Source organism: Micromonospora sp. RTBAU3-60, assembly GCF_054963695.1.
Genome location: NZ_JBUEGB010000008.1, coordinates 80,498 through 104,710 on the forward strand (window position 1 = coordinate 80,498; position 24,213 = coordinate 104,710).

At 74.6% G+C, this 24,213-nt stretch carries 22 protein-coding genes and 1 pseudogene; 15 read left to right on the top strand and 8 right to left on the bottom strand.

Features of this window, described 5'->3' with window-relative positions:
- Nucleotides 1-43 precede the first annotated feature (43 nt).
- Nucleotides 44-3,694, top strand: a complete 3,651-nt coding sequence (locus ACY34I_RS10635; RefSeq protein ID WP_462754464.1) for a SpoIIE family protein phosphatase — start codon at nucleotides 44-46, stop codon at nucleotides 3,692-3,694.
- A 15-nt stretch (nucleotides 3,695-3,709) separates the two neighbouring features.
- Here ACY34I_RS10635 and ACY34I_RS10640 read toward each other — a convergent pair whose 3' ends face one another.
- The gene (locus ACY34I_RS10640) at nucleotides 3,710-4,024 is read right to left on the bottom strand and encodes an STAS domain-containing protein (RefSeq protein WP_462754465.1); all 315 of its coding nucleotides are present in this window, start codon (nucleotides 4,022-4,024) and stop codon (nucleotides 3,710-3,712) included.
- A 95-nt stretch (nucleotides 4,025-4,119) separates the two neighbouring features.
- On the opposite strand from ACY34I_RS10640, the gene map reads away from it, so the two are divergent.
- Both map and ACY34I_RS10650 read left to right on the top strand, forming a co-directional pair.
- Nucleotides 4,120-4,977 carry a type I methionyl aminopeptidase gene (map, locus tag ACY34I_RS10645; protein WP_148795018.1) on the top strand — a complete coding sequence of 286 codons (858 nt, stop codon included), beginning with the start codon at nucleotides 4,120-4,122 and terminating at the stop codon, nucleotides 4,975-4,977.
- Nucleotides 4,974-5,690 carry a VIT1/CCC1 transporter family protein gene (locus tag ACY34I_RS10650; protein WP_148795020.1) on the top strand — a complete coding sequence of 239 codons (717 nt, stop codon included), beginning with the start codon at nucleotides 4,974-4,976 and terminating at the stop codon, nucleotides 5,688-5,690. The genes map and ACY34I_RS10650 overlap by 4 nt, the downstream gene beginning before the upstream one ends.
- Before the next feature lie 51 nt (nucleotides 5,691-5,741).
- Here ACY34I_RS10650 and ACY34I_RS10655 read toward each other — a convergent pair whose 3' ends face one another.
- From ACY34I_RS10655 to ACY34I_RS10685, 7 genes are all read right to left on the bottom strand, one after another.
- Nucleotides 5,742-6,479, bottom strand: a complete 738-nt coding sequence (locus ACY34I_RS10655; RefSeq protein ID WP_462754466.1) for a nucleotidyltransferase domain-containing protein — start codon at nucleotides 6,477-6,479, stop codon at nucleotides 5,742-5,744.
- A gap of 137 nt (nucleotides 6,480-6,616) precedes the next feature.
- Nucleotides 6,617-7,102, bottom strand: coding sequence for a nitroreductase family deazaflavin-dependent oxidoreductase (locus ACY34I_RS10660; protein WP_462754468.1), 486 nt, complete (start codon nucleotides 7,100-7,102; stop codon nucleotides 6,617-6,619).
- A gap of 54 nt (nucleotides 7,103-7,156) precedes the next feature.
- On the bottom strand, nucleotides 7,157-9,853 hold the full coding sequence (locus ACY34I_RS10665) for an FtsX-like permease family protein (RefSeq protein WP_462754469.1): 2,697 nt from the start codon (nucleotides 9,851-9,853) through the stop codon (nucleotides 7,157-7,159).
- Nucleotides 9,850-10,608, bottom strand: a complete 759-nt coding sequence (locus tag ACY34I_RS10670) for an ABC transporter ATP-binding protein (protein WP_462754614.1) — start codon at nucleotides 10,606-10,608, stop codon at nucleotides 9,850-9,852. The genes ACY34I_RS10665 and ACY34I_RS10670 overlap by 4 nt, the downstream gene beginning before the upstream one ends.
- Nucleotides 10,609-10,710: 102 nt before the next feature.
- Nucleotides 10,711-11,292 carry a PadR family transcriptional regulator gene (locus tag ACY34I_RS10675; RefSeq protein WP_148795029.1) on the bottom strand — a complete coding sequence of 194 codons (582 nt, stop codon included), beginning with the start codon at nucleotides 11,290-11,292 and terminating at the stop codon, nucleotides 10,711-10,713.
- Nucleotides 11,293-11,361: 69 nt separating this feature from the next.
- The gene (locus ACY34I_RS10680) at nucleotides 11,362-11,811 is read right to left on the bottom strand and encodes a ferritin-like domain-containing protein (RefSeq protein WP_462754472.1); all 450 of its coding nucleotides are present in this window, start codon (nucleotides 11,809-11,811) and stop codon (nucleotides 11,362-11,364) included.
- Nucleotides 11,808-12,260: a hypothetical protein gene (locus tag ACY34I_RS10685; RefSeq protein ID WP_462754615.1), complete on the bottom strand. Its 453-nt coding sequence runs from the start codon at nucleotides 12,258-12,260 to the stop codon at nucleotides 11,808-11,810. Before ACY34I_RS10685 ends, ACY34I_RS10680 begins: the two co-directional genes overlap by 4 nt.
- Nucleotides 12,261-12,523: 263 nt before the next feature.
- On the opposite strand from ACY34I_RS10685, the gene rimP reads away from it, so the two are divergent.
- From rimP to ACY34I_RS10745, 12 genes and pseudogenes are all read left to right on the top strand, one after another.
- The gene (gene rimP / locus ACY34I_RS10690) at nucleotides 12,524-13,204 is read left to right on the top strand and encodes a ribosome maturation factor RimP (protein ID WP_148795033.1); all 681 of its coding nucleotides are present in this window, start codon (nucleotides 12,524-12,526) and stop codon (nucleotides 13,202-13,204) included.
- Nucleotides 13,201-14,244 carry a transcription termination factor NusA gene (gene nusA / locus ACY34I_RS10695; RefSeq protein WP_148795034.1) on the top strand — a complete coding sequence of 348 codons (1,044 nt, stop codon included), beginning with the start codon at nucleotides 13,201-13,203 and terminating at the stop codon, nucleotides 14,242-14,244. The genes rimP and nusA overlap by 4 nt, the downstream gene beginning before the upstream one ends.
- Before the next feature lie 16 nt (nucleotides 14,245-14,260).
- Nucleotides 14,261-14,595, top strand: a pseudogene (locus tag ACY34I_RS10700) (YlxR family protein).
- A gap of 93 nt (nucleotides 14,596-14,688) precedes the next feature.
- Nucleotides 14,689-17,670, top strand: coding sequence for a translation initiation factor IF-2 (gene infB / locus ACY34I_RS10705; RefSeq protein WP_462754473.1), 2,982 nt, complete (start codon nucleotides 14,689-14,691; stop codon nucleotides 17,668-17,670).
- Between the two features lie 80 nt (nucleotides 17,671-17,750).
- Nucleotides 17,751-18,818 carry a TRM11 family SAM-dependent methyltransferase gene (locus ACY34I_RS10710; RefSeq protein ID WP_462754616.1) on the top strand — a complete coding sequence of 356 codons (1,068 nt, stop codon included), beginning with the start codon at nucleotides 17,751-17,753 and terminating at the stop codon, nucleotides 18,816-18,818.
- A gap of 87 nt (nucleotides 18,819-18,905) precedes the next feature.
- A complete protein-coding gene (locus ACY34I_RS10715; protein WP_462754474.1) occupies nucleotides 18,906-19,199 on the top strand; it encodes a DUF503 domain-containing protein in 294 nt (97 codons plus the stop codon).
- A 243-nt stretch (nucleotides 19,200-19,442) separates the two neighbouring features.
- Complete coding sequence (gene rbfA / locus ACY34I_RS10720) at nucleotides 19,443-19,928, top strand: 30S ribosome-binding factor RbfA (RefSeq protein WP_462754475.1); 486 nt, start codon at nucleotides 19,443-19,445, stop codon at nucleotides 19,926-19,928.
- The gene (locus ACY34I_RS10725) at nucleotides 19,925-20,971 is read left to right on the top strand and encodes a DHH family phosphoesterase (protein ID WP_462754477.1); all 1,047 of its coding nucleotides are present in this window, start codon (nucleotides 19,925-19,927) and stop codon (nucleotides 20,969-20,971) included. Before rbfA ends, ACY34I_RS10725 begins: the two co-directional genes overlap by 4 nt.
- A gap of 65 nt (nucleotides 20,972-21,036) precedes the next feature.
- The gene (locus ACY34I_RS10730) at nucleotides 21,037-21,444 is read left to right on the top strand and encodes a hypothetical protein (protein WP_462754479.1); all 408 of its coding nucleotides are present in this window, start codon (nucleotides 21,037-21,039) and stop codon (nucleotides 21,442-21,444) included.
- Nucleotides 21,444-21,653, top strand: coding sequence for a DUF6186 family protein (locus ACY34I_RS10735; RefSeq protein ID WP_187413392.1), 210 nt, complete (start codon nucleotides 21,444-21,446; stop codon nucleotides 21,651-21,653). Before ACY34I_RS10730 ends, ACY34I_RS10735 begins: the two co-directional genes overlap by 1 nt.
- Nucleotides 21,654-22,222: 569 nt before the next feature.
- Entirely contained in the window at nucleotides 22,223-22,741 is a 519-nt protein-coding gene (locus ACY34I_RS10740) for an AAA family ATPase (RefSeq protein ID WP_462754480.1), read from the top strand.
- Between the two features lie 130 nt (nucleotides 22,742-22,871).
- A complete protein-coding gene (locus ACY34I_RS10745; RefSeq protein WP_462754481.1) occupies nucleotides 22,872-24,203 on the top strand; it encodes an MATE family efflux transporter in 1,332 nt (443 codons plus the stop codon).
- Nucleotides 24,204-24,213 lie beyond the last annotated feature (10 nt).

A 24,213-nucleotide genomic window follows, 5' to 3' on the forward strand; every position in this document is an offset into this window, starting at 1 on the left:
AGTTGCGCCGGCCGTCGTGGACATGGCCGGAGCGGGAGGCTGCATGGGCTCGGCCCAGGGGGGCGAGGACGGAGGACACTCCTCCTCGGGGACCGTCGCGGCGCAGCTTCCACCGCTGCTGACCGCGGCGTTCGCCGCCGGCGGTGAGATGGGTGCGCGGCTGGGCGCCTTCGACTGGTCCGGCACCCCGCTCGGCACCCCCGAGACCTGGCCACCCGCGCTCTGCCACGCGGTCAGCACCATGCTCTCGTCCCGGGCCCAGCTCGTGCTGTTCTGGGGCGAGGACCACCGCGCCTTCTACAACGACGCCTACCGGCCGACCATCGGCGACAAGCACCCCGCCGTGATCGGGCAACCCGCCCGCGAGCACTGGGGGGAGACCTGGGACGTCCTCGGGCCGATGCTGGAGGGGGTGCGCCGCACCGGCGAGCCGTACCGCGGCGAGAACCACCCCTTCCTGCTCAACCGGCACGGCTTCCTGGAGGACGTCTACTTCGACGTCTCGTACGACCCGATCCGGGACGCCGACGGCACCGTCAACGGCGTCTTCTGCTTCGTCAACGAGACCACCGGACGGGTGCTCGGCGAGCGCCGGCTGCGCGCTCTGGCCGAGCTGGGCAGCCGGCTGGTCGACGTGCCGGACACGGCGGAGCTGGGGCGCTCCGCCGCTCGCGTGCTCGACGCGTACCGGTCGGACCTGCCGTTCAGCGCGATCTGGCTGACCGACTCCGACGGCGTCCCGACGCTGGCCGGCTGCACCGGGGTCGACCCGGGCCGCCTCGCCGGTGGGCCGCCGGAACCGGGCGATGGCGCGGCCCGCTGGGTCTCCGTCGCGGACCTGCTCGGCGAGGTGCCGCCGGACGCCGCCGACCGGGCCCTGGTGCTGCCGCTCACCGCCACCAACCAGCCGGCCGGCGTGCTGCTGGTCGGGGTGGCCCGCCGGCTGCCGTTCACCGACGACTACCGCGACTTCGTCGACCTGGTCGCCGCCCAGGTCTCCCGCGCGCTCGGCAACCAGCGCGCCCACGAGCAGCAGCGCGCCCGGGCCGCCGAACTGGCCGCCCTGGACCGGGCCAAGACCAACTTCTTCGCCAATGTCAGCCACGAGTTCCGTACCCCGCTCACCCTGGTCCTCGGCCCGTTGGAGGACCTGCTCGCCGACCCGATGCTGCCCGAGGCGTACACCGAGCGGCTGAACGTCGTGCACCGCAACGGGTTGCGGCTGCTCAAGCTGGTCAACACCGTGCTCGACTTCTCCCAGCTGGAGTCCGGCCGGCTGGCCGCCCACTACCAGCCCACCGACCTCGCCGACTACACCGCCCGGCTGGCCAGCACCTTCCGCTCGGCCACCGAACGAGCCGGTCTGCGGCTGGTGGTGGACTGCCCACCGCTGCCCGCGCCGGTCCACCTCGACCGCGACATGTGGGAGAAGATCGTCCTCAACCTGGTCTCGAACGCGGTCAAGTTCACCTTCGACGGCGAGATCCGGGTCCGGGTACGCCCCGGCGACGGCGTGGCCGTGCTGACGGTGACCGACACCGGAGTCGGCATCACGCCGGAGGAACTGCCGCAGGTCTTCGAGCGGTTCCACCGGGTGCCCGGCGTGCGCGCCCGCACCCACGAGGGCACCGGGATCGGCCTCGCCCTGGTCCGCGAGCTGGCGGAGATGCACGGCGGGACGGTGCGGGCGGACAGCGTCGTGGACCAGGGCACCACGTTCACCGTGACCGTCCCGTTCGGGTACGCCCACCTGCCCGCCGACCGGGTGGCCGCGGGCGCGCCCGCGCCGCTGAGCGAGCCCGCGCAGGCCCGGCTGCACGTCGCCGAGACCGCGATCTGGACCGCCGAGCCGAACGCGCCCGGCGCCCGGCCGGAACCGGCCGGGATGCCGGGCGGGCCGGGGCGGATCCTGGTCGCCGACGACAACGCCGACCTGCGCGAGCACGTCAGTCGGCTGCTCTCCCCCGCGTACGAGGTGGTCGCCGTCCCGGACGGCGCGGCGGCGCTGCGGCTGGCCGTCGAGTCCCCGTTCGACCTGGTGCTGGCCGACGTGATGATGCCCCGCCTGGACGGCTTCGGGCTGGTCACCGCGCTGCGGGCCGACCCGGTCACCCGGCACGTGCCGATCGTGCTGCTCTCCGCCCGGGCCGGCTCGGCCGAGGAGGTCGCCGGGCTCTCGGTCGGCGCGGACGACTACCTGACCAAGCCGTTCTCCAGCCAGGAGCTGATCGCCCGGATCCGGGCCAACGTCGAGCTGGGCCAGCTGCGCGGGCAGATCATCCGCGGGCTGCGGGCCCTCGCCGACGCGGCCGTGGCAGTCAACACCGCCCGCTCCACCGCCGAGGTGGTGCAGGTCGCCGCCCGTCACGCGCTCAGCCTCGCCGAGGCCGCCCGGGTGGTGGTCACCGCCACCGGCGGCCGGTACGAGGTCGACGGCGGCGGCGAAACGAGCGGCGAACCGTCAGCCGTCCTGCCGCTGACCGGCACCAGCGGGGTGCAGCTCGGCGAGCTGCGGGTCTGGCGCCGGGAGGGCGGCGGCACCGAGCAGGCCGCGCTCACCGAGCTGGCCCGGCTGATCGGCGTACGGCTGGAGAACGCCCAGCTCTACGAGGCCGAGCACCGGATCGCCACCACCCTCCAGCACAGCCTGCTGCCGCGTACGCTGCCGCAGCTGCCTGGCGCGGTGGTGGCCAGCCGCTACCTGCCCGGCAGCGCCGACGTCGAGGTCGGCGGGGACTGGTACGACGTGATCGGCACGCCGGACGACGAGCTGGTGCTGGTGATCGGTGACGTGGTGGGCAAGGGGGTCCCCGCCGCCGCAGCGATGGGTCAACTGCGCAACGCGCTGCGGGCGTACGTGCTGGAGGGCTACGACCCGGGGGAGGCGCTGACCCGGCTGAACCGCCTGGTCGGCTCCACCGAGGGCGGTTCCTTCGCCACCCTGGTCTGCCTCCGGTTCGCCCCGCGCACCGGCCGGCTGTGGTACGCGAGCGCCGGTCACCCGGCACCCCTGCTGATCCGCGGCGACGAGGTGTCGTACCTGCACGAGCAGGCCCTCGGGCCGCCGGTCGGGGCGATCCCGCAGGCCGAGTACCGGACCGTCGAGGGCGGGCTGGCCCCCGGCGGCCGGCTGCTGCTCTACACCGACGGGCTGATCGAGGACCGGCGGCTCGGCATCGACGCCGGGCTCGACCGGCTCCGACTGGACGCCACCACCCGGGGGGAGCACGTGGCCGACCTGGTCGACGCGGTGGTCGAGCGGGTCGCCGAGCGCACCCGGCACGACGACGTGGCCGTGCTCGCACTGGAGGCGACCGAGCTGAACCGTTTCGTGCTGCGGCTGGCGGCGGAGCCGACCCGACTCAGCGTGCTGCGCAAGCGGCTGGAGGACTTCCTGGTCGCCCACCAGGTCGGCGAGACCGACCTCTTCGACCTCACCGTGGCGATCTCCGAGGCCGCCGCGAACGCCATCGAGCACCCGGTGTCACCCACCGAGCCGGTGATCGGCGTCGAGGTGGTCATCGAGGATCGGGTGGTGACCGCCACGGTCCGGGACAGCGGCCGGTGGCGCGAGTCCACCGGGTCGAGTTTCCGCGGCCGGGGGCTGGCGTTGATCCAGGCGCTCGGTGAACTGACCCTGACCCGGACCGAGCAGGGCACCGAGGTGACGCTGCGCCGCCCGCTGGCGGACTGAGGGGTGTGGCGCGGCTCAGGCGGAGGCCAGCCAGCCCTGGTCGCCCAGGCCGGAGATCTCCAGCACCCGGCGTACCTGGCGGGACGGCAGCACGGTCAGTGCGCCGGCGAACCGCTGGGCCAGCCGGACCAGCGCGTGGATCGCGGCCGAGTCGAAGAAGGTGACGGCGCGCAGGTCGAGGGTGAGGTGGGCGACGGGCTCCCGGAGCGCGGTCCGGTACATGGTGTCGGCGGTCGCCATGTCGACCTCGCCGGTCACCACCACCCGGACGCGGTCGCCGTCGACCTCCGCGGTCGCGGAGAAAACGGGAGGTACGCCCCCTTGATCCACGCAGCCACAATGGCACAGCGGACCGGGTGCGGCAACAAGGCCGGGCCGGTGGCCTGTGGCCGGGGTCACCGCGGTGCCGGCGATAGGCTGTGGTCATGACCGTCCGTGCGCCGCTGACCCCAGGCACGCTCTCCCCGTGGCGAGCGGTGCCCGCCCACATCCCGCGCCCCGAGTACGTGGGCAAGAAGCGTCCCCAGGAATACCGCGGCTCGCACGTGCAGACGCCGGAGACCATCGAGAAGATGCGGGTCGCCGGCCGGCTCGCCGCCCAGGCCACCCAGCTCGCCGGCGAGCACTGCAAGCCGGGGGTGACCACCGACGAGATCGACAAGGTGGTCCACGAGTTCCTCTGCGACCACGGCGCCTACCCGTCGACGCTGGGCTACAAGGGTTTCCCGAAGTCCTGCTGCACCAGCCTCAACGAGGTCGTCTGCCACGGCATCCCGGACTCGACGGTGCTGGAGGACGGCGACATCATCAACGTCGACGTCACCGCGTTCATCGGTGGCGTGCACGGCGACACCGACGCGACGTTCTGCGTGGGCGAGGTGAGCGAGGAGGCCCGCCTGCTGGTCGAGCGGACCCACACGGCGATGATGCGCGGCATCAAGGCGGTCGCTCCGGGCCGCCAGATCAACGTGATCGGCCGGGTCATCGAGTCGTACGCCAAGCGGTTCGGCTACGGCGTGGTCCGCGACTTCACCGGCCACGGCATCGGCGAGTCCTTCCACAGCGGCCTCTACGTGCCGCACTACGACAGCCCGCGGCCCACGGACGTGATGGAGCCCGGCATGACGTTCACCATCGAGCCGATGATCACCCTCGGCACCTACCAGTACGACATGTGGGACGACGGGTGGACGGTGGTCACCCGGGACCGCAAGTGGACGGCGCAGTTCGAGCACACCATCGTCGTGACCGACGACGGCTACGAGATCCTCACCCTGCCGTGACCGACACCCCGGCGGCGCTGCGGGAGGCGCACCACGCGGACGTGTCCGGCGGCTGGCTGCGCCCGGCCGTGTTCGGCGCGATGGACGGCCTGGTCACCAACATCGCCCTGATCGCCGGCGTCGGCGGCGGTGGGGTCTCGCCGCGCAGCATCGTCCTCACCGGCGCCGCCGGCCTGGTCGCCGGCGCCATCTCGATGGGCCTGGGGGAATACACCAGCGTTCGGTCGGCCAACGAGCAGGTGGCCGCCGAGGTGGCGAAGGAACGGCGCGAGCTGGAACGACACCCGGAGGCGGAGGCCCGCGAGCTGGCCGACGCGTGGGTCGCCCGGGGGCTGCCCCGGGACCTGGCCATGCAGGTCGCCAACGCGGTCCGGCGCAACCCGGAGGAGGCGCTGCGGGTGCACGTCCGGGAGGAGTTGGGCGTCGACCCCGACGAGCAGCCGAGCCCGTGGGCGGCGGCGGTCTCGTCGTTCCTCTGCTTCTCGGTGGGCGCGCTGGTGCCGCTGCTGACCTACCTGCTCGGCTTCACCAGCCTGGGGCTGGCGCTCGCCGTCGGCGGGCTGGGGCTGTTCGTGGCCGGTGCCGTGGTCGCCCGGTTCACCCGCCGCCCCTGGTGGTCCAGCGGGCTGCGGCAGCTCCTGCTGGGCGCGCTGGCGGCCGGCGCGACGTACCTGGTCGGCGCCCTGATCGGCGTCCAGGGCGGCCTCGGCTGACCGAACGATCACAGTTACCCCCGGCGGCCTGCCGGCGGCGTGCGCGGCGGGTCAGGCGGTGAGGAGGTCGTCGACGGTGCCGTCGACCGGGCGGCCCCGGGCGGCCAGCTCCTCGGCCTGGCGAGCCAGCACCGTGCCCACCTCGGTCATGTCCGCGCCGGCCAGGCCGGTACGCCGTACCGCGTCGCCGGGATCGCGGAAGTAGGTGCGGCTGAGCAACCCCTGCACGGTGGCCGCGGCCAGCCGCGCCTCGCCGAGCATGAGCAGCGCCTGGTCGGTCTCGTACCACTCGGCGAGCCGGAGCGCCCGGGAGTGCGCCGCGCTGCCCCGGTACCACGCCTGCCGTGCGGCGGCGCTGAACTCGGCCGGGCGGGCCCGGGCCAGCCGGGCCAGGTGCTCGTCGCGCAGCATACGCAGCCAGCCGGTCGGGTCGTGCAGTGCGCGGGTGGTGACGTAGCGGTCGGCGGTGAGCGGCCAGAGTGGGCCGATGGTCCGGGCCTGCCCCAGGTAGTCGTCCGCCCCGGCGACGGTGAGGTCGACCAGCACTCCGTCCACCCGCCGGGTGGCCGGCGGCGGCCCACTGCCCGGCCGGTACGTGGCCACCAGCAGCCCCACCTCGCCGTCCCCGCCGCCGTCCTCGTCGCCGTGCGCGAGCGGGCCGTGCACCGCGACGGCGAGGATGTCGGCCGCGAACCGCCGCAGCGCCGTCTCGCTCACCCGCTCGGCGACCCGCCACCGGGGATCGTCGAGGTATCGGTCGGCCTCCAGTTCGGCCCCGCTGGCGTCCACGGCCACCTCCGTTCCGCGCGGCCGCCCGCCGAGGGCCCGCGCAGGTCGACCGCCCACCAGCGTAGCCAGGCGAGCTGGCGCCGCCTGGTCGCCACGCCTGGGGCCGGTGCGGCCGGGTGGACCTGCGGCGACCACGGTCAGGTGGCGGGAGCAGGCGGGCTGACGGGGACCAGCCGGAAGACCCTGATCTCCCGGCCGCCGGCCCGCTCCACGTACGTCCGGTACGCCGGCCACTCGGCGACCAGCCGCGCGAACAGCAGCTCCCGCTCGTCGCCGTTGATCAGCTCGGCGCGGACCGGGATCCGGCGACCCTCGACGTCGACCTCGGCGGCCGGTTGGGCGAGCAGGTTCAGCGACCAGGCGGGCTGGTGCTGCTGCCCCCAGTTCGACCCGATCACCACATAGGCGTCGCCGTCCGGCACGTACAGCAGGGGATTGCTGCGCGGCCTGCCGGAGCGGCGACCGGTGGTGGTGAGGACCAGGGACGGCACCAGGCCGAGCGCGACCACCCGCCCCTTCGTCAGCCGGCCGAGCAGCCGGTCGGCGGGGACGAGCAGGCGCAGCACCGCGGCGAACCACTTCTGGTGACCGAGGCGGCGGGCGAGAGCACGCAGGGCGGACACCCGCCCAAGTCTGCCCGCCGGCCGTCCCGGACGACAGTCCACGCCCGACCCCGGTCAGTCCAGCCGGCGCTCCACGGGCAGCCGGGACCGGGTGAACAGCGCCGCCCCCAGCATGGCCACCAGCGGCACCACCACCAGCACGCCGAGGGTCAGCCCGGGCACCACCAGCGGATACGGCTGCGGGACCGGCCACGTCTGCGCGTACCGCTGGTTCAGGGAGAGCAGGATGATGGCCGCCGAGCCGAGGCCGGCGACGAGGCCGAGCACCGAGCCGAGCACCGCGATCACCCCGGCCTGGCAGAGCGACAGCACCCGGCGTACCCGGGGATCGGCCCCGACCGCGGCGAGAGTGGACAGGTCCCGGCGGGCCTCGGCGGCGGCGAGGCCGGTGGCCACCCCGGCCGCGCCCAGGGTGATCACGCCGGAGCCGATCGCCAGCAGAAGCAGCAGCGGCCGTTGGTCGGACCTGAGTTGCTCATCGGTCTGCACCGACAGCGCACCGAGCCGGGACAGCTCGGCGGAGAGCCGGTCCCGCTGCCCGGGGGTGGGTGGTGCGGTCGCGTCGACCGCGTAGCCGAACGGCTCCGCCACCAGGCCGACCGCGGCCGCCGCCGACGGGGAGAGGACGAGCCGGTCCACCGGGATCCCGCCGCGCAGCACGTACCCGGGCAGGCTGGCGCTGGCGGACGCGGCGTCGCCGCCGCCGTGGGTGACGGCGACGGTCACCCGGCCGTCCACCAGTTGCCCGGGATCGGTGACCACCACGCCGCCCGCGGCGAGCGTCCGGGTGGCGGCGGCGACCTGGTCCGCCGGGGCGCCGGTGAGCGCGGGCAGCGCGCGGCCGTCGTCGACGAGCACGGGGAGTTGGATGCCGGTCGACTCGCGGACCGCCCGGACGCAGCGCGAGTCGGCCAGGGCGCGGCCGGCGGTGACGGAGGGGTCCCCCGGCTCGTACGGGCAGCGCCGCTCGGGCGGCAGCACCGCCGTCGCGACGCAGAAGTCATCGGCGCCGGCGGGTCTGGCGCAGGTCGGGGTGGCGATCGGGACGACCGTGGCGGTGGGCAGCGCGGCCCGGACCGGCTCGGCGACCTCCGCGGCCGGCGGCAGGGCGGACGCCGTGGCCCCGCCGGACGGCACCAGCAGCACGTGACCGGGCGGGATGCCGGGCTGCCACTCCGCCCGGCTCCGGGCCTCGTCGCTGGCCACGTACGCGCCGAGGGCGACGCTGCCGGCGACCGCCGCCATCACCGCGGAGATGGCCGGCGCGGCCGAGGACCGGTTGCGGCTGGCGTCGCGCAGCGCCAACCGGGGCGTCAGTGGCAGCAGCCGTCCCGCCCGGGCGAGGAGCCCGATCAGGGTCGGGGTGCCGAAGACCAGCCCCAACTCGCCGAGGATCAGTCCGGTCAGCACCACGGTCGGGCTGCTGCGGGTGGCGCCCAGCCCGGCGAGGGCGGCGCCGACCGCGGTGAGCAGCACCCCGAGCACGAGCCAGCGACGCCGGTGCCGGGGCGGGTTGCGCCGTCCGGCGAGACCGGCCACCACGTCCTGTCGGGCCGCGGTCCACGCCGGGGCCAGCGCGGCCAGCAGCCCGGCCAGCACCGCCACCGCGGCGATCGCGGCCAGGGCCGCCGGGAAGACCCGGTACCCGCCGAAGCGGGCGCCCACGACGTACTGCTCGACGAGCGGCCGGCCGGCCAACGCGGCGGCCACCCCGAGCACCAGCCCCAGCGCCGCCCCGCCCGCGCCGAGCACCACCCCGTCGGCGAGCACGATGCGGCGCAGGTGCCCGGCGTCCCCGCCGGCCACCGCCACCAGGGCGAGGTCCCGGCGTCGCCGGCGTACGCCGACCGCGAAGGCCGGGCCGACCAGCAGCACCACCTCCAGCAGGCCGAGCCCGCCGACCAGTACCGCGTTCCCCGCCTGTTCCGGGTCGGGCAGCCCCGGGCCGGTGACCGCCACCTCCCGGCCGGGCAGCGGGGTCCGGGCGGCCACCTGGATCCCGCGTTCGTTCAGCCGGTCCGCCAACGCCCGGTCCACCGGCCCGGGCAGGTCCACCAGCCAGCTCTCGTCCGGCGGGCTGACCGGGCCGGGCGGCGTCTCCGGCCGCAGCGCGACCACCTCCCGCAGGTTGTCCGCGAACTCCGCCACCCCGACCACCGTGTAGGTCGTCGTTCCGTCAGTCGCGTGCACCGGGTCGCCGAGCCGTACGCCCAGCGCGCGCAGCGCGCCCGGGCTGACCGCGATCTCGTCCGGGTCCGCCGGTGGCCGGCCGGCGCGCAGCGTGGCCAGCGGGCGGGTGAGCGGGTCGGTGAGGTCGACCGCCCGCGCGTCGAACGCCTTGGGGCGGCCGTCGACGCGTACCTCGAAGGGGACCCAGCGGCGGACCCGGCTGACCCGGCTGCCGGCGGGCAGCAGCGCGCGGATCTCCTCCGCCGTCACCGGCCGGGTCCGCGGTGCCAGGTCACCCTCGACCGGCCAGGAGTTCTGGCCCCAGGCGTCCTGGGCCAGCGGGTTCACCGCCGTCCAGCGCAGCTCGGCGTCGGCCGCGCCGAGCCGGCGGTCCAGCTCCTCGGCGGAACTCAGCTCCGCCATGTCGTAGCAGGCGGCGGCGAAGCTCAACGCCAGCACGGGCAGCGCGATCATCGCCAGCACCAGCGCCGTACGCCCCCGGGCCCGGCGGGCCTCGCGCCGGGCGATGCGCAGCGCGGTCCGCCACGACCCGAGCGTGGCGGCGATCCGGTCCCGGTTCACCGTCCGCTGCCGGCGAGCAGCTGCTCGACCCCGGCCAGCGGGGCGGTGGAGTCGACCAGCACCCCATCCCGCAGGAACACCACCCGGTCGGCCCAGCCGGCGTGCCGCGCCTCGTGGGTGACCAGCACCCCGGCCGCGCCGGCGTCCACCCGGCGGCGCAGCAGGTGCAGCACCGCCTCCCCGGCCTGCGAGTCGAGCGCCCCGGTGGGCTCATCGGCGAGGACCAGTCGACGCTCGCCGACCAGCGCCCGGGCGATCGCCACCCGCTGCTGCTGGCCGCCGGACATCTGGTCCGGGAACCGGTCGGCCAGCCCCGCCACCTCCACCTCGGCCAGCGCGGCCAGGGCGAGCTTGCGGGCCCGCCGGACGCCGGCGCCGTCGAGTTCCAGCGGGAGCGCCACGTTCTCCACCGCGGTGAGGCTGCCGAGCAGGTTCAGGTCCTGGAAGACGTACCCGATCCGGCGGCGGCGCAGCCGGGCCAGGTCGCGGGCGCCCAACCCGCCGAGCGGTTCGCCCTCGACCAGCACCTCGCCGCCGGTGGGCCGGTCCAGCCCGCCGGCCAGCGCCAGCAGGGTCGACTTGCCGGAGCCCGACGGGCCCATCACCGCCACCAGCTCACCGGACCGGACGGTCAGGCTGACCCCGCGCAGCGCGTGCACCGCGGCCGGGCCGGCGCCGTGGGTCCGGTGCACGTCCCGCAGCTCCAGCACCTCGCTCACGGTGCCACCCTCGGTTCGCGACTGCGGGGCCCGCAGCACCGGCTCGCTCCCCGCGCTCACGGCGCCACCTCGGTTCGCGACTGCGGGGCTCGCAGAACCGGCTCGCTCCTCGCGCTCACCCTCGTCCCTCCCGCCGGCTCACCGGCGGGCCTCCTCGCCGGTCCGGTCCACCGCCTCGGGGCGGCCGGTCGGCCGGCTCGGGGCGGGGCGATGACGGACCAGGCTGGTCTCGCAGTGGTCGAGCCAGCGGATCTCCGCCTCGGCCTGGAAGATCATCGCGTCCAGCACCAGCCGCCAGGCCAGGTCCTCCGGCTTGTCGCTGGCGTACTTCAACCGGGTCAACTCCTGCAACGCCCGCATGGTCGCGCTGCGCTGGGTCTGCACCACCGCACGGACGTCCACCCCGGGGGTGGTGAGGGCCAGGGCCAGCTTGATCGACAGCTCGTCGCGGGGCCGGTCGGCGGGGCTGATCGGGGTGGCGAACCAGAGCGCCAGGTCCGCCCGTCCGGCGTCGGTGATCTCGTACGGCCGCTGCCCGCTCTCGCTCTCCGGCAGCGGGCGGACCAGACCGTCGCGCTCCAGCCGGGCGAGCGTCGTGTAGACCTGCCCGATGTTCAGCGGCCAGGTCGAGCCGGTCGACTCCTCGAACGCGGCGCGCAACTGGTAGCCGTACATCTGGCCGCGTTCCAGCAGCGCCAGCAGGCCGTGACGGATGGACATGGCGAGGAGTATGCATACCTGGTATGCGACCCGCAACCGGAGCGACCCGGTCCGTGACCGGCGCCCCGCTCAGGCCGGGCGGCCGGGGAACGGGACGGTGACCGGGGTCACGCCAGCGCTGCGCCGCCAGCGGGTGGCCCGCACCGCGCAGTCGGTCAGCGCCGCCAGCGCCCGGTTCCGGTCGGCCCCGCTGGTGTGCGGCAGGGTCGCCCGCCAGTGACCGGCCGTCCGCTCCTCGATCTCCACCGCCAGCTTGAGCGCGCTCGCCTTGTCGGTGACCGGGTACGGCAGCGCGTATCCGGCCTGGTCGGCGGGGACCTGACCGCCCCCTTCGCTCAACTGGAGGATGAGGGCGTCCCGGCGGGACCGGTGGGCCGCCTCGGCGGCCCGGGCAGCGCTGCGGGCGGCGTCGGCGAGGTGCACGCCGATCACCCCGTACGCCCAGATGGCGGCGTATTCGGCGGCGAGCGCGTCGGCCAGGGCCTGGGCCGGGCCGGTCGGTGCGGTGCGCGGGATCACTTCAACGCCTCCACGTGTGTCGCGCGGGCGGCCGCGATCGAGCCGAGCAGCGCGGCCCGCTCGGCGGGCGCGGCGGCGCACGCCTTCGCCGCGTTCTCCCGCCCCTGCTGCTCCGCCTGCCGCAGCTCGGCCACCAGTTCGTCGGGCTCCGTGGCCGCCGCGGTCGGGGTGGCGGCGGGGGAGCCGGACGGGGCCGGGCGGCCGATCACCCGGCGCAGTTCCTCGGCGTGCGCCCGGTGGGCGTCCGCGATCGCGGTGAGCCGGTCGGCCAGCGCCGGTGCGGCGGCGATGGCGGCCCGGTGCCGGCCCTCCAGGGCCGCCGACTCCGCCGCCAGTGGCTCGAGGGCGTCCGGGGGCGGCGGTCCGTCGTCGCCGCGGTCGAAAAGATCACACCCGGTCAGCGGTACGGCGGCGCCGCCGAGCGCCACCAGCGCCCCGGCGCGCAGCAGGCTACGCCGGGAATGTCCCGGTGCTCCGTCGCGCTGTGTCGTTCTGCCCGTCGCCACCGGACAAGTCAACACCATCTCGGCGGTGTCGTGGGCCACGACCGTCGGTGCGCCGCCCGGTCCGCCGACCCGCCCGCGCGTTACGCTCTGCGCAGCCACCGGACGCGAATGCCCCGGTGGCGTGCCGGCATGGCGGGCCGAGTGGTCCGTCTCACAGCAGACATGACGGGCCTGGCGGCCCGTGGAACAGCAGAGAGGTGCGCCAGATGACGCAGCGTGGCCGTGCCACCAGGCCGACGGGGCCCTCCGGGCGACCCCGCCGGGCCGACGGCCCCCGTGCCGGGGGTCGGGGCGGCGCGCCCCGCGGCGACCTGAGCGCCCGGCGGGCCCGCCTCCGCGAGGTGATCGAGCCGGTGGTCAACGCCGCCGGGTACGACCTGGAGGACCTCTCCGTCTCCCGGGCCGGCCGACGGCACGTGGTACGGGTGATCGTGGACGCCGACGGCGGGATCAACCTGGACGCCGTCGCGGATGTCTCCCGGGCGGTCTCCGCCGCGCTGGACGCCGCGGAGGAGGCCGGTGGCGACATCGTGGCCGGCGAATACCAGCTCGAGGTCAGCTCGCCCGGGGTGGACCGACCGCTGACCCTGCCCCGGCACTGGCGGCGCAACGTCGGCCGGCTGGTCAAGGTGACCGTGCGCGGCGCGGCCGGGGTGCCCGAGCAGCGGACCGCCGGGGACCGGCAGCTCACCGGCCGGGTCGTCGAGGCGGACGACGAGCGCGTGGTGCTGGAGACGGACACCGGGCGGGTGGCGCACCCCTACGCCGAGCTCGGGCCGGGCCGGGTCCAGGTGGAGTTCAGCCGCCTCGACGAGGCGGACGAGTTCGACGAGGCTGACGAAACCGACATCGACGACGAAGATGATGTGGAGGACGAGGAGAGGTGAACATCGACCTCGCGGCGCTGCGCGCACTGGAGCGCGAGCGGGAGATCCCGTTCGACACGATCCTCGCGGCGATCGAGACCGCGTTGCTGACCGCCTACCGGCACACCGACGGCGCCGAGCCGCACGCCCGGGTGGAGATCGACCGGAAGACCGGGGCCGCCTCGGTGTACGCCCAGGAGTTGGACGCCGACGGTGGCGTGGTGCGGGAGTGGGACGACACCCCGCACGACTTCGGCCGGATCGCGGCCATGACGGCGAAGCAGGTGATCCTCCAGCGGCTGCGGGAGGCCACCGACGAGGTGCACCTCGGCGAGTACGTCGGCCGCGAGGGTGACCTGGTCACCGGCGTGGTGCAGGCGCACGAGGCGCGCGCCGAGAAGGGCATCGTCACCGTCGACCTGGGCAAGCTGGAGGGCGTCCTGCCGCAGTCCGAGCAGGTCCCGGGCGAGCGGTACGCGCACGGCGAGCGGATCCGCTGCGTCGTGGTGCACGTGGCCAAGGGAATGCGCGGCCCGCAGATCACGTTGTCCCGTTCGCACCCCGCGCTGGTGAAGAAGCTCTTCGCCCTGGAGGTGCCGGAGATCGCCGACGGCACCGTGGAGATCAGCGCGATCGCCCGTGAGGCAGGTCACCGTACGAAGATCGCGGTGCGGTCGACCGCACCCGGGGTCAACGCCAAGGGCGCCTGCATCGGCCCGATGGGCCAGCGGGTCCGCGCGGTGATGAGCGAGCTGCACGGCGAGAAGATCGACATCATCGACTGGTCGGACGACCCGGCCACCTTCGTCGGGAACGCGCTCTCTCCGGCCAAGGCCCTGCGGGTGGAGGTGGTCGACGCGGTCACCCGGACCGCCCGGGTCACCGTGCCGGACTTCCAGCTCTCCCTCGCGATCGGGCGGGAAGGGCAGAATGCCCGGCTTGCGGCCCGGTTGACCGGTTGGCGGATCGACATCCGCTCCGACGCGGAGCAGACCGGCAGCCCCGGCCGGAGCGGAGCTGATCACGTACCCGAGCCGGGCGGCGCGATCTCGAGCAGCTAGGGGTAGACTTCCTCCAGTGGCACGACGAGCGCTGCCCGAGCGCACCTGTGTGGGCTGCCGGAAGCGAGCGCCGGCCAGCGAGTTGCTGCGGATTGTCGCGGTCGGTGACGAGGCTGGTCATTACAGCCTCCGGCCCGATCCGGCCCGCAGACTGCCGGGTCGGGGAGCGAGCATGCACCCGGATCCGGCCTGCTTCGCGCAAGCGGTGCGGCGCCGCGCCTTCGGGCGGGCACTGCGCATCACCGGGGTCATCGATCACGGTGCGCTGGCGGAGCACGTTGACGCGCCATCCCCGACGACCGGTCAACCCGACCGTCGCGGGTCGCTAGCAAGGTAGGACGACCGACATGAGCACACGATGAAGTCCCTGAAATGACCAGGCTTCAAGTGCACGAGTGAGGTCGCTGCGGGTGCTGCCCGCACGACCTCGGAGTGAGGAGTGCAGTGGCAGGAAAGGCCCGCGTACACGAGCTCGCCAAGGAGCTCGGGGTCGAAAGCAAGACCGTTCTCGCCAAGCTCAAGGAGATGGGCGAGTTCGTGAAGTCCGCGTCGAGCACCGTCGAGGCGCCCGTCGCCCGACGGCTGCGTAGCTCGTTCGTGGCCTCCGCCGGTTCGTCGGCGCCGGCCGCCCCGCCGGCGGCCGCGCCCACCCCGGCGCCGACCCCGACCCCGTCCCCGACCCCGGGCGCCCCCCGGGTGTCGGCCAAGCCGATGCCGCCGCGGCGGCCGACCCCGACCCCTGGGCCGAAGCCCAAGGGTCCGGTTCCGGGTCCGCCGCAGCCGGTGGCCAAGCCGGCGAGCGCGCACGACATCGAGGTGGCCGCCGCCGAGGCGCGTGCCGCCGCGCTGAAGGCTGAGCAGGAGGCCGCGGTCAAGGCCGCTCAGGCCGCCCGCCAGCAGCAGCGCGAGAACGTCCGCCGGGAGCCGCCGACCGAGGGTGGCCCCCGTCCCGGCCCGCGTCCGGGTCCGGGCGCCGTGCCGTCCCGTCCGGGTGCCCCGGCCGCCGGTCGTCCCGGCGCGCCGACCCCGGGTCCGGGCGCGCGGCCCGGTGGGCGTCCGCCGGCGCGCGGCGCCGGCAACAACCCGTTCGGCATCCAGGGCGGTCAGCAGCAGCGGCCCCCGGCCGCCGGTGCGGGCGGTCCGCGGCCGAGCCCGGCTTCGATGCCGCCCCGGCCCAGCCCGGCCTCGATGCCCCCGCGGCCCAGCCCGGCCTCCATGCCGAGCCAGCGCCCCGGTCGCCCCGGCGGTCCCGGTGGCGGTCGTGGCGGTCCCGGTGGCGGCGCTGGTCGCCCCGGTGGCGGCGGCGGCTTCCGCGGCGGTCCCGGTGGCGGCGGCGGTGGCGGTGGCTACCGTGGCGGTCCCGGTGGCGGCGGCGGTGGCGGTGGCTACCGTGGCGGTCCCGGTGGCGGCGGCGGTGCTCCCGGCGGTGGTTTCCGTCCGGGCGCCCCGGCCGGTGGCGCCGGTCGTCCGGGTGGTGGCGGTCGTGGCCGTGGCGGTGGCGCCGCGGGTGCCTTCGGGCGTCCGGGTGGCCGGCCGACCCGCGGTCGCAAGTCCAAGAAGCAGCGCAGACAGGAGTTCGACAACCTGTCGGCCCCGACCATGTCCTCGGGTGCCCCCCGGGGTCAGGGTCAGGTCGTCCGGTTGTCCCGTGGCGCCTCGCTGTCGGACTTCGCCGACAAGATCAACGCCAACCCGGGTTCGCTGGTCCAGGAGATGTTCAACCTGGGCGAGATGGTGACCGCGACCCAGTCGTGCTCCGACGACACCCTGCTGCTGCTGGGTGAGCACCTCGGCTTCGACGTGCAGATCGTCAGCCCGGAGGACGAGGACCGCGAGCTGCTCGCGCAGTTCAACATCGACCTCGACGCGGTGGTCGCGGAGGACCGCCTGGTCAGCCGGCCGCCGGTGGTGACCGTCATGGGTCACGTCGACCACGGTAAAACCAAGCTGCTCGACGCGATCCGCAAGGCGAACGTGGTGGCCGGTGAGGCGGGTGGCATCACCCAGCACATCGGCGCCTACCAGGTCCACGTCCCGCACGAGGGCGAGGACCGGGCGATCACCTTCATCGACACCCCGGGTCACGAGGCGTTCACCGCCATGCGTGCCCGTGGTGCCCAGGTCACGGACATCGTGATCCTGGTGGTCGCGGCCGACGACGGCGTTATGCCGCAGACCATCGAGGCGCTCAACCACGCCAAGGCGGCGGACGTGCCGATCGTGGTCGCGGTCAACAAGGTCGACAAGCCGGAGGCGAACCCGGACAAGGTCCGCCAGCAGCTGACCGAGTACGGCCTGGTCGCCGAGGAGTACGGCGGCGACACCATGTTCGTCAACGTCGCGGCCAAGCCCGGCATCGGCATCGAGGAGCTTCTCGAGGCCGTGCTGCTGACCGCCGACGCGTCGCTGGAGCTGACCGCTCCGATTGACGGGCCGGCGCAGGGTGTCGCGATCGAGGCGCACCTGGACAAGGGCCGTGGTGCGGTGGCGACCGTGCTGGTGCAGAAGGGCACCCTGCGGGCCGGCGACTCGATCGTCGCCGGTGGGGCGCACGGCCGGGTCCGGGCCATGCTGGACGAGAACGGCAAGCCGGTCGACGAGGCCGGTCCGGCGCGTCCGGTCATGGTGCTGGGTCTGACCACGGTGCCGGGAGCGGGTGACACCTTCCTGGCCGCCGAGGACGACCGGACCGTGCGGCAGATCGCCGAGCAGCGGCAGGCGCGACGGCGGGCGGCGGCATTCGCCAACTCCCGTGGCCGGGCCACCCTCGAGACGCTCATGGAGCAGCTCAAGGAGGGCGAGAAGACCTCGCTCAACCTGGTGCTCAAGGGCGACGTCTCCGGTTCCGTGGAGGCCCTCGAGGACGCGCTGTTCAACCTCGACATCCCGGAGGAGGTCCAGCTGCGGATCATCCACCGGGGCGTGGGTGCGATCACCGAGAGCGACGTCATGCTCGCGAGCGCCTCGTCCGAGGCGGTCACGATCATCGGCTTCAACGTGCGGGCCGCCAACAAGGTCCGCGAGATCGCCGACCGCGAGGGCGTGGAGATCCGGTACTACACCGTCATCTACCAGGCCATCGAGGAGATCGACGCCGCGCTCAAGGGGCTGCTCAAGCCGGAGTACGAGGAGGTCGAGCTGGGGACCGCGGAGATCCGCGACGTCTTCCGCTCGTCCAAGATCGGCAACATCTCCGGTTGCATCGTCCGGTCCGGCCTCATCCGCCGCAACGCCAAGGCGCGGCTGCTGCGGGACGGGGCGGTCGTGGCGGACAACCTCACGATCAGCTCCCTCAAGCGGTTCAAGGACGACGCGACGGAGGTCCGCGAGGGCTTCGAGTGTGGTCTGACGCTGGGCGGTTTCAACAACGTCCAGGTCGGCGACATCATCGAGACCTTCGAGATGCGGGAGAAGCCGCGCGCCTGAGCGGCGTGAACGACCGACGGCCGGGGCCCACGGGGCCCCGGCCGTCGCCGTCTCCACGGACTGCGACAATCTCCGGCGTGCTGACCAGGTACGCGCTGCTCCTCGCCCCCTCCGCCAACCGCGTCTACGCCGACGCGGCCGGCCGGCTCGCCCGCGCCGAACTGGAGATCTTCGCCGGGTCGGGGGTGCTCGACGCGGCGCCGGTCGACGCCACGGTGGAGCGGATCGGCGGGGTGGAGTACCTGACCTTCGCCGCGCCGGAGCCGGGCCTGGGCGGGCGGGACCTGGCGCACCTGGCCAACCTGTCGGCCGCGTACGCGCTGTTCGAGCGGGTAGGCGACGACCTGCTCCGCCCGGTGCCGCTGGAGCCACTGGCCCGCTACGACTCGGACCTGATCACCATCCCGAAGTACGCCGGCAAGACCAACGAGCAGTTCACCCGGCTGCTGCTCAACGTCACCGTGCTCGCCTCCGCCTCCGCCCGCGGCATGCTGGACCGGCAGTTGGTGGTGCTCGACCCGCTCTGCGGCCGGGGCACCACGCTCAACCAGGCGCTGATGTACGGCTACGACGGGATCGGCGTCGAGCACGACGGCAAGGACGTGGACGCGTACGGGGCGTTCCTGCGTACCTGGCTGCGCCGCAAGCGGCTCAAGCACACCGCCGAGACCGTCCCGGTACGCCGGGACCGCAAGCTGGTCGCCCGGCGCTTCGAGGCGGTGCTCGCCCCGTCGCGGGACGAGCACCGGGCCGGGGCGACCCAGCGGGTCACCGTGCTGCACAGCGACACCACCCGGGCCCGGGAGGTGCTGCGCCCGCGCTGCGCCGACGTGATCGTGACCGACGCGCCGTACGGGGTGGCCCACGGCAGCCGCACCGAGCAGGGGCTGTCGCGCAGCCCACTGGACCTGCTCGGCGCGGCCGTACCGGTCTGGCGGGAGCTGCTGCGTCCCGGCGGGGCACTCGGGCTGTCCTGGAACACGCAGGTGGCACCCCGGGCGGCGGCCGAGGCCGTGCTGGCCGGGGCCGGCCTGCGGGTGGTCGACGGGACCGGCTGGCGGGACCTGGCGCACCGGGTCGACCAGGCGATCGATCGGGACGTGCTGGTGGCGGTCGTGCCTACGACGGCTCCAGCTCGGCGCGTCTGACGCCGCGCGGCGACCTGAAGCCGTCGCTGGAGCCGTCGGCGGAAAACGGGTGACCCGGCCGAGGGCACTGCCGTACCGTTGCTCGCCGTGTATACCGGAACCGCGCACTTCGACCTGTTGCTGCCGGGGGACTCCCGGTCCCTTAAGGCCAAGCGGTCGTACGTCCGGCCGATCGTCGCCGCGCTGCGCCGGTTCGAGGTGTCGGCCGCCGAGGTCGGGTCGCTCGACCTGCACGGCCGCGCCGAGATCGGGGTGGCCGTGGTGGCCGCCGAGGCGTCGCACGTCCGCCAGGTGCTCGACTCGTGCGAGCGCCTCGTCGCGGCCCGTCCGGAGGCCGAACTGCTGTCGGTCCGCCGCCGGCTCTACGGCGAGGAGGACTGAGCCGCCGGGCGGCAAGAAGGGGCTCCTGGTCTAACGGGCACCAGGCGTTGACAGGGGCCCTTCCTTGCACCGGCGGCCCCGCGCGGCGGCCACGATCGCGCGGGTAGTGTTCGAGTTGTTGGGGGTCGGACCCGGCGGCGCCCGCGCCGTCGTTTTCGGCCGACGGCTCCAGGTCGCGGCGCGGCGTCAGACGCGCCGAGCTGGAGTCGTCGTTGGGAGCGGGAAGCCCTGGAGGTGGGGGACATGACGGATCCGGCCAAGGTACGCCGGCACGCGGAGCGCATCCGTGAACTGGTCGCGTCGGTGGTGCGGAGCCAGATCAAGGACCCCCGGCTCGGGATGATCACCATCACCGACGCCCGGATCACCGCCGACCTGCGCGACGCCACCGTCTTCTACACGGTGCTCGGCGACGCGGCGGCGCAGGCCAGCACCGCCGCCGCGCTGGAGAGCGCCAAGGGCATGCTGCGCAGCACCGTCGGCAAGGCGCTCGGGCTGCGGCACTCGCCGACCCTCACCTTCGTCCTGGACGACGTGCAGGACCAGGTCAAGCACATCGACGACCTGCTCGCGGCGGCCCGCACCGCCGACGCCGAGGTGCAGCGGCTGGCGGCCCACGCCCAGTACGCGGGCGAGGCGCAGCCGTACCGGCTGGCCGAGGAGGAGGACTCCGAGACCGAGGACTCCGAGACCGAGGACGACGAGCCGCGCGGCGGCGGCCCCCGGTGACCTCTCCCGCCGAGGGCGGCACGCCGGCCGGTGCCGGCCCGACCGACACCGACTGGGCGGCCGCCCTCGCGGCGGTGCGCGGGCTCCCCACCGACGCGCGGGTGCTGCTGATCTGCCACGTCAACCCCGATGGCGACGCGCTGGGCAGCATGCTCGGCTTCGGGCTGGGCCTGCGCCGCTGGGGCGTACGGCACCTCCAGGCGACCTTCCCCGGTCCGCCGGAGGTGCCCGAGCCGTTCCGCTGGCTGCCCGGGCTCGACCTGCTGGTGCCGCAGGACGACGCGTACCCGGACCCGGACCTGGTGATCTGCTTCGACGTGGCGAGCGAGTCCCGGCTGGGTGACCTGGTCGACCGGCTGGACAAGGCCGGGACGGCGCTGGTGCTGGACCACCACGCGTCGAACACCCGGTTCGGGGGCATCCATCTGGTGGATCCGCACGCGGCGGCCACCTCGGTGGTCGCCGAGGGGCTGCTCGACCGGCTCGGGGTGCCGCTGGACGCCGAGATCGCCACCTGCCTCTACGTGGCGCTGAGCACGGACACCGGCTCCTTCCGCTTCGAGGCCACCACTCCGGACGTGCACCGGATGGCGGCCCGGCTGCTGGCCACCGGCATCCGGCCCGGGGACATCTCCCGCCGGATCTTCGACACCCGCCCGTTCGGGGCCGTCCGGCTCTTCGGCGAGGTGCTGGGCCGGGCCCGGCTGGAACCGGCGGCCGCCGCCGGGCGCGGGCTGGTCTGGACCTACGCCACCCAGGACGACCTGGCCCGCTACGGCCAGCCGGCGTACGTGCTGGAGGCGCTGATCGATTCGGTCCGGTGCACCGCCGAGGCGGACGTGAGCTGCGTGGTCAAGCAGGTCGCCGCCACCGAGTGGGCCGTCTCGCTGCGCAGCAAGGGGGCGGTGGACGTGAGCCGGGTGGCGGTGGCGCTGGGCGGCGGCGGGCATCGGTTCGCCGCCGGCTTCACCGGGCAGGGCACGGTCGACGAGGTGGTGGACCGGATCCGCGCCGAACTGGACGGGGCGCTGTTCACGGCCTGATATCAGGGTCGACTCCGGGACGTGTCGGTCTTCCGGCGCTCCGTGACGGTGGGGACAATCGGGTGATGGATCACCCCCAAGAGCTCACCGTCGAGGCGCCCCGAGCCTGGGACCGTCCGGTCGTCTCCGTACCGGTGCTGATCTGCCTTTCCCTGGTCGGCGGCCAGTTGCCGTCCTTCTCCACCCAGGCCAACCTCTACACCCTGGGCACCGGCGGCGCGCTGATCTGGATCGGCCTGAGCAACCGGGTGCCCCGCCGACCTGCGCCACACCGGTTGCCGGCCGGGGCGGCCTGGTGGCTGCTTCCGGTCACCGTCTTCGGGGTGTTCGAGGGAACGACCTTCGTGCTGTCGATGGGGGACGACTTCCCCACCTTCTCCCTGCTGGCCGATCCGCTGCTGGAGGACCACCTGGTCCGCTCCGCGGCCTGGTTCGCCTGGCTGGCCGCCTTCTGGGGACTGGTACGCCGATGATGCGGGCCCTGGCGATCGGCGGTTTCCTGACCGCGCTGGTGCTCTTCGCGGCCGTCGAGTGGGCCGCCCGGCGGGAGGGTTCCCGGATCCCTTCGCTCGCCGACGTCTGCGCCTTCGTGATGCGCTACGAGGTCGGGCCGGTGCCGGTGGGGCGGATCGGGTTCCTCGGCTTCTGGTGGTGGCTCGGCTGGCACTTCCTGGCCCGCTGACCAGCCGGATCCACCCATGGTGTCCGTATCCCGGGAACAGTGGGCAGCCTGGGGAAAGTGAACGTTAATTTAGGAGAGGGACCGGCGCGCTTCGGCGCTGGTCACGGGCGGTGGGGCCACATCCGGCGCCGCCTCCCTCCAGGGTCAGACCGACCCGGGCTCACGCTGCCAGGTGAGCCGCTCCGGTGATCCCGGACCGCTGCCCGGCGCTCAGCACCGACGGCTCCAGGTCGTGCCACGGCAGCAGACGCGCCGAGCTGGAGTTTGTCGGACGACGGCTCCAGGTCGCGGCGCGGCGTCAGACGCGCCGAGTTGGAGTTGTCGGACGCCCCAGGGCCACCGGGCGTCGGTGGTCCGCACCCTGGAAGGGAACTCCGATGGCGACGAAGCACAAGCCGCAGACCGAGACCACCACCGACGAGGCGCGCGAGCAGATGCGCCGCGCGCTGCAGACGTCGATGGACACCCGTCAGTGACGGCCGGCCGCCCGGCGGTGGCGCGGTAGCCACCGCGCCGCCGCTTCGGTCGCCCGGTTCCGCCTACGACCCGTCCGGCGCTACCGTCGCCCGGTGCGCCGCATCCTCGTCGTGGGCAGCGCGGGCGCGGGCAAGACCACACTCGCCCGCGAGGTCGCCCGCCGGCTCGACCTCCCGCTGATCCACCTTGACCGGCACTACTGGCGGCCCGGCTGGGTCGCCGCTGCCGACGCCGACTTCCGCGCGGAGGTCGCCGCGCTGGCCGCCCGCCCCGCCTGGGTGATGGAGGGCAACTACCGCAGTACCCTCGACCTCCGCCTGCCCCGCGCCGACCTGCTGGTCCTCTGCGACCCGTCCCGGCTGCGCTGCCTCGCCCGGGTGCTGCGCCGCCGTTGGGCCTGCCGGGCCACGTCCCGACCCGACCTGCCGGACGGCTGCCCCGAGCAGCTCGACCTTGAGTTCCTCTACTACATCTGGCGATACCCCCGGCGCTCCCGTCCTCTGGTCTACGCGGCCGTCGCCGCCCACGCCCCCGAGCTGCCGGTGATCCGCCTGCGCACCCGCGCCGACACCCGCCGCTGGCTGGCCACCCTCCCGGCCCCGTCAGCGTGATCATGAGGTTGGCGGCGGTTTCGGAGATCGACAATGCCGCCAACCTCATGATCACTCCATGCTGGGCGAGGGTTGGTAAGTGATGGGGCCGGTTGCGTTCCTTACCGGACGCGTGTCAGGATCGGCGGCGATGAGTCAGACCGCCGCCCCCGCCACCGGCTCCTCCACCGCGTCGCCCCGCCGGATCGCCGCGCTCGCCCTGCCGGCACTCGTGGTGCTGGCCGCCGAGCCGCTCTACGTCCTGGTCGACACCGCGGTGGTCGGGCACCTGGGCCGCGTCCCGCTCGCCGCGCTCGCCGTCGGCGGCACGGTGCTGACCCTGACCGCGTGGCTCGGCACCGTCGTCGCGTACGGGACCACCGGGCGGTCGGCCCGGCGGTTCGGCTCAGGGGACCGGGCCGCGGCGGTGGCCGAGGGGGTGCAGGCCTCCTGGCTGGCGCTGACCGTCGGCGTACTGGTGGCGCTCGCCATGCAGGTCGGCGGCGGGTGGCTGGCGCGTACCCTCGTCGGCGGCCCGGGCGAGGTGGCCGATGCCGCCGCGGCCTGGCTGCGGATCGCCGCGCTCGGCGCGCCCGGCCTGCTGCTGGCCGCCGCCGGCAACGGCTGGCTGCGCGGCATCCAGGACACCCGGCGGCCGCTGCTCTTCGTGCTCGCCCCCAACCTGCTCTCCGCGCTGCTCTGCCCGCTGCTGGTCTACCCGGCCGGGCTCGGGCTGGCCGGCTCGGCGGTGGCGAACGCCATCGCGCAGACCATCTCCGGCGCCCTCTTCGCGGCCGCGCTGGTCCGCGAGCGGGTCTCCCTCCGCCCCCGGCCCCGGCTGATCCGGCAGCAGTTCGTGCTCAGCCGCGACCTGCTGATCCGGGGTGTAGCGTTCCAGGCCAGCTTCCTGTCCGCCACCGCCGTCGCGGCCCGCTTCGGCGCCGCCGCGGTCGGCGCCCACCAGATCGCCGTACAGCTGTGGTTCTTCACCGCCCTGGTGCTGGACGCCCTGGCGATCGCCGCCCAGGCGTTGATCGGCGCGGCGCTCGGCGCCGGCGACGCGGCTGGCGCCCGCGCCCTCGCCCGCCGGATCGCCCTGCTCGGCGGCGCGTGCGGCGTGGCGTTCGCGGTGCTGATCGCCGCCGGCGCCGGCCTGGTGCCCTCCTGGTTCAGCTCCGACCCGCAGGTACGCGAGCAGGCGATGGTCGCCTGGCCGTGGTTCGTCGCGCTGCAGCCGATCGGTGGGGTGGTGTTCGCCCTCGACGGCGTGCTGATCGGCGCGGGTGACGTCCGCTACCTGCGCAACCTCACCATCGTGGCGGCGCTGGGCGGCTTCCTGCCGGCGATCTGGCTGGCCTACGGGCTCGACCTCGGGCTGGGCGGGATCTGGGCCGGGCTGACGCTGTTCGTGGTGCTCCGGCTGGTCGCGCTGCTGCTGCGGGTGCGTTCCGGCGGCTGGGCGGTGGTCGGCGCGGTCCGGTGACCATCGCCGC

Bases quoted from the DNA above. Each gene is read 5' to 3' on its own strand.
- rbfA (WP_462754475.1), top strand. From the start codon at position 19,443: ATGACGGATCCGGCCAAGGTACGCCGGCACGCGGAGCGCATCCGTGAA.
- ACY34I_RS10635 (WP_462754464.1), top strand. From the start codon at position 44: ATGGGCTCGGCCCAGGGGGGCGAGGACGGAGGACACTCCTCCTCGGGG.
- map (WP_148795018.1), top strand. From the start codon at position 4,120: ATGACCGTCCGTGCGCCGCTGACCCCAGGCACGCTCTCCCCGTGGCGA.
- ACY34I_RS10675 (WP_148795029.1), bottom strand. From the start codon at position 11,292: ATGTCCATCCGTCACGGCCTGCTGGCGCTGCTGGAACGCGGCCAGATG.
- ACY34I_RS10735 (WP_187413392.1), top strand. From the start codon at position 21,444: ATGCGGGCCCTGGCGATCGGCGGTTTCCTGACCGCGCTGGTGCTCTTC.
- ACY34I_RS10730 (WP_462754479.1), top strand. From the start codon at position 21,037: ATGGATCACCCCCAAGAGCTCACCGTCGAGGCGCCCCGAGCCTGGGAC.
- ACY34I_RS10745 (WP_462754481.1), top strand. From the start codon at position 22,872: ATGAGTCAGACCGCCGCCCCCGCCACCGGCTCCTCCACCGCGTCGCCC.
- rimP (WP_148795033.1), top strand. From the start codon at position 12,524: ATGACGCAGCGTGGCCGTGCCACCAGGCCGACGGGGCCCTCCGGGCGA.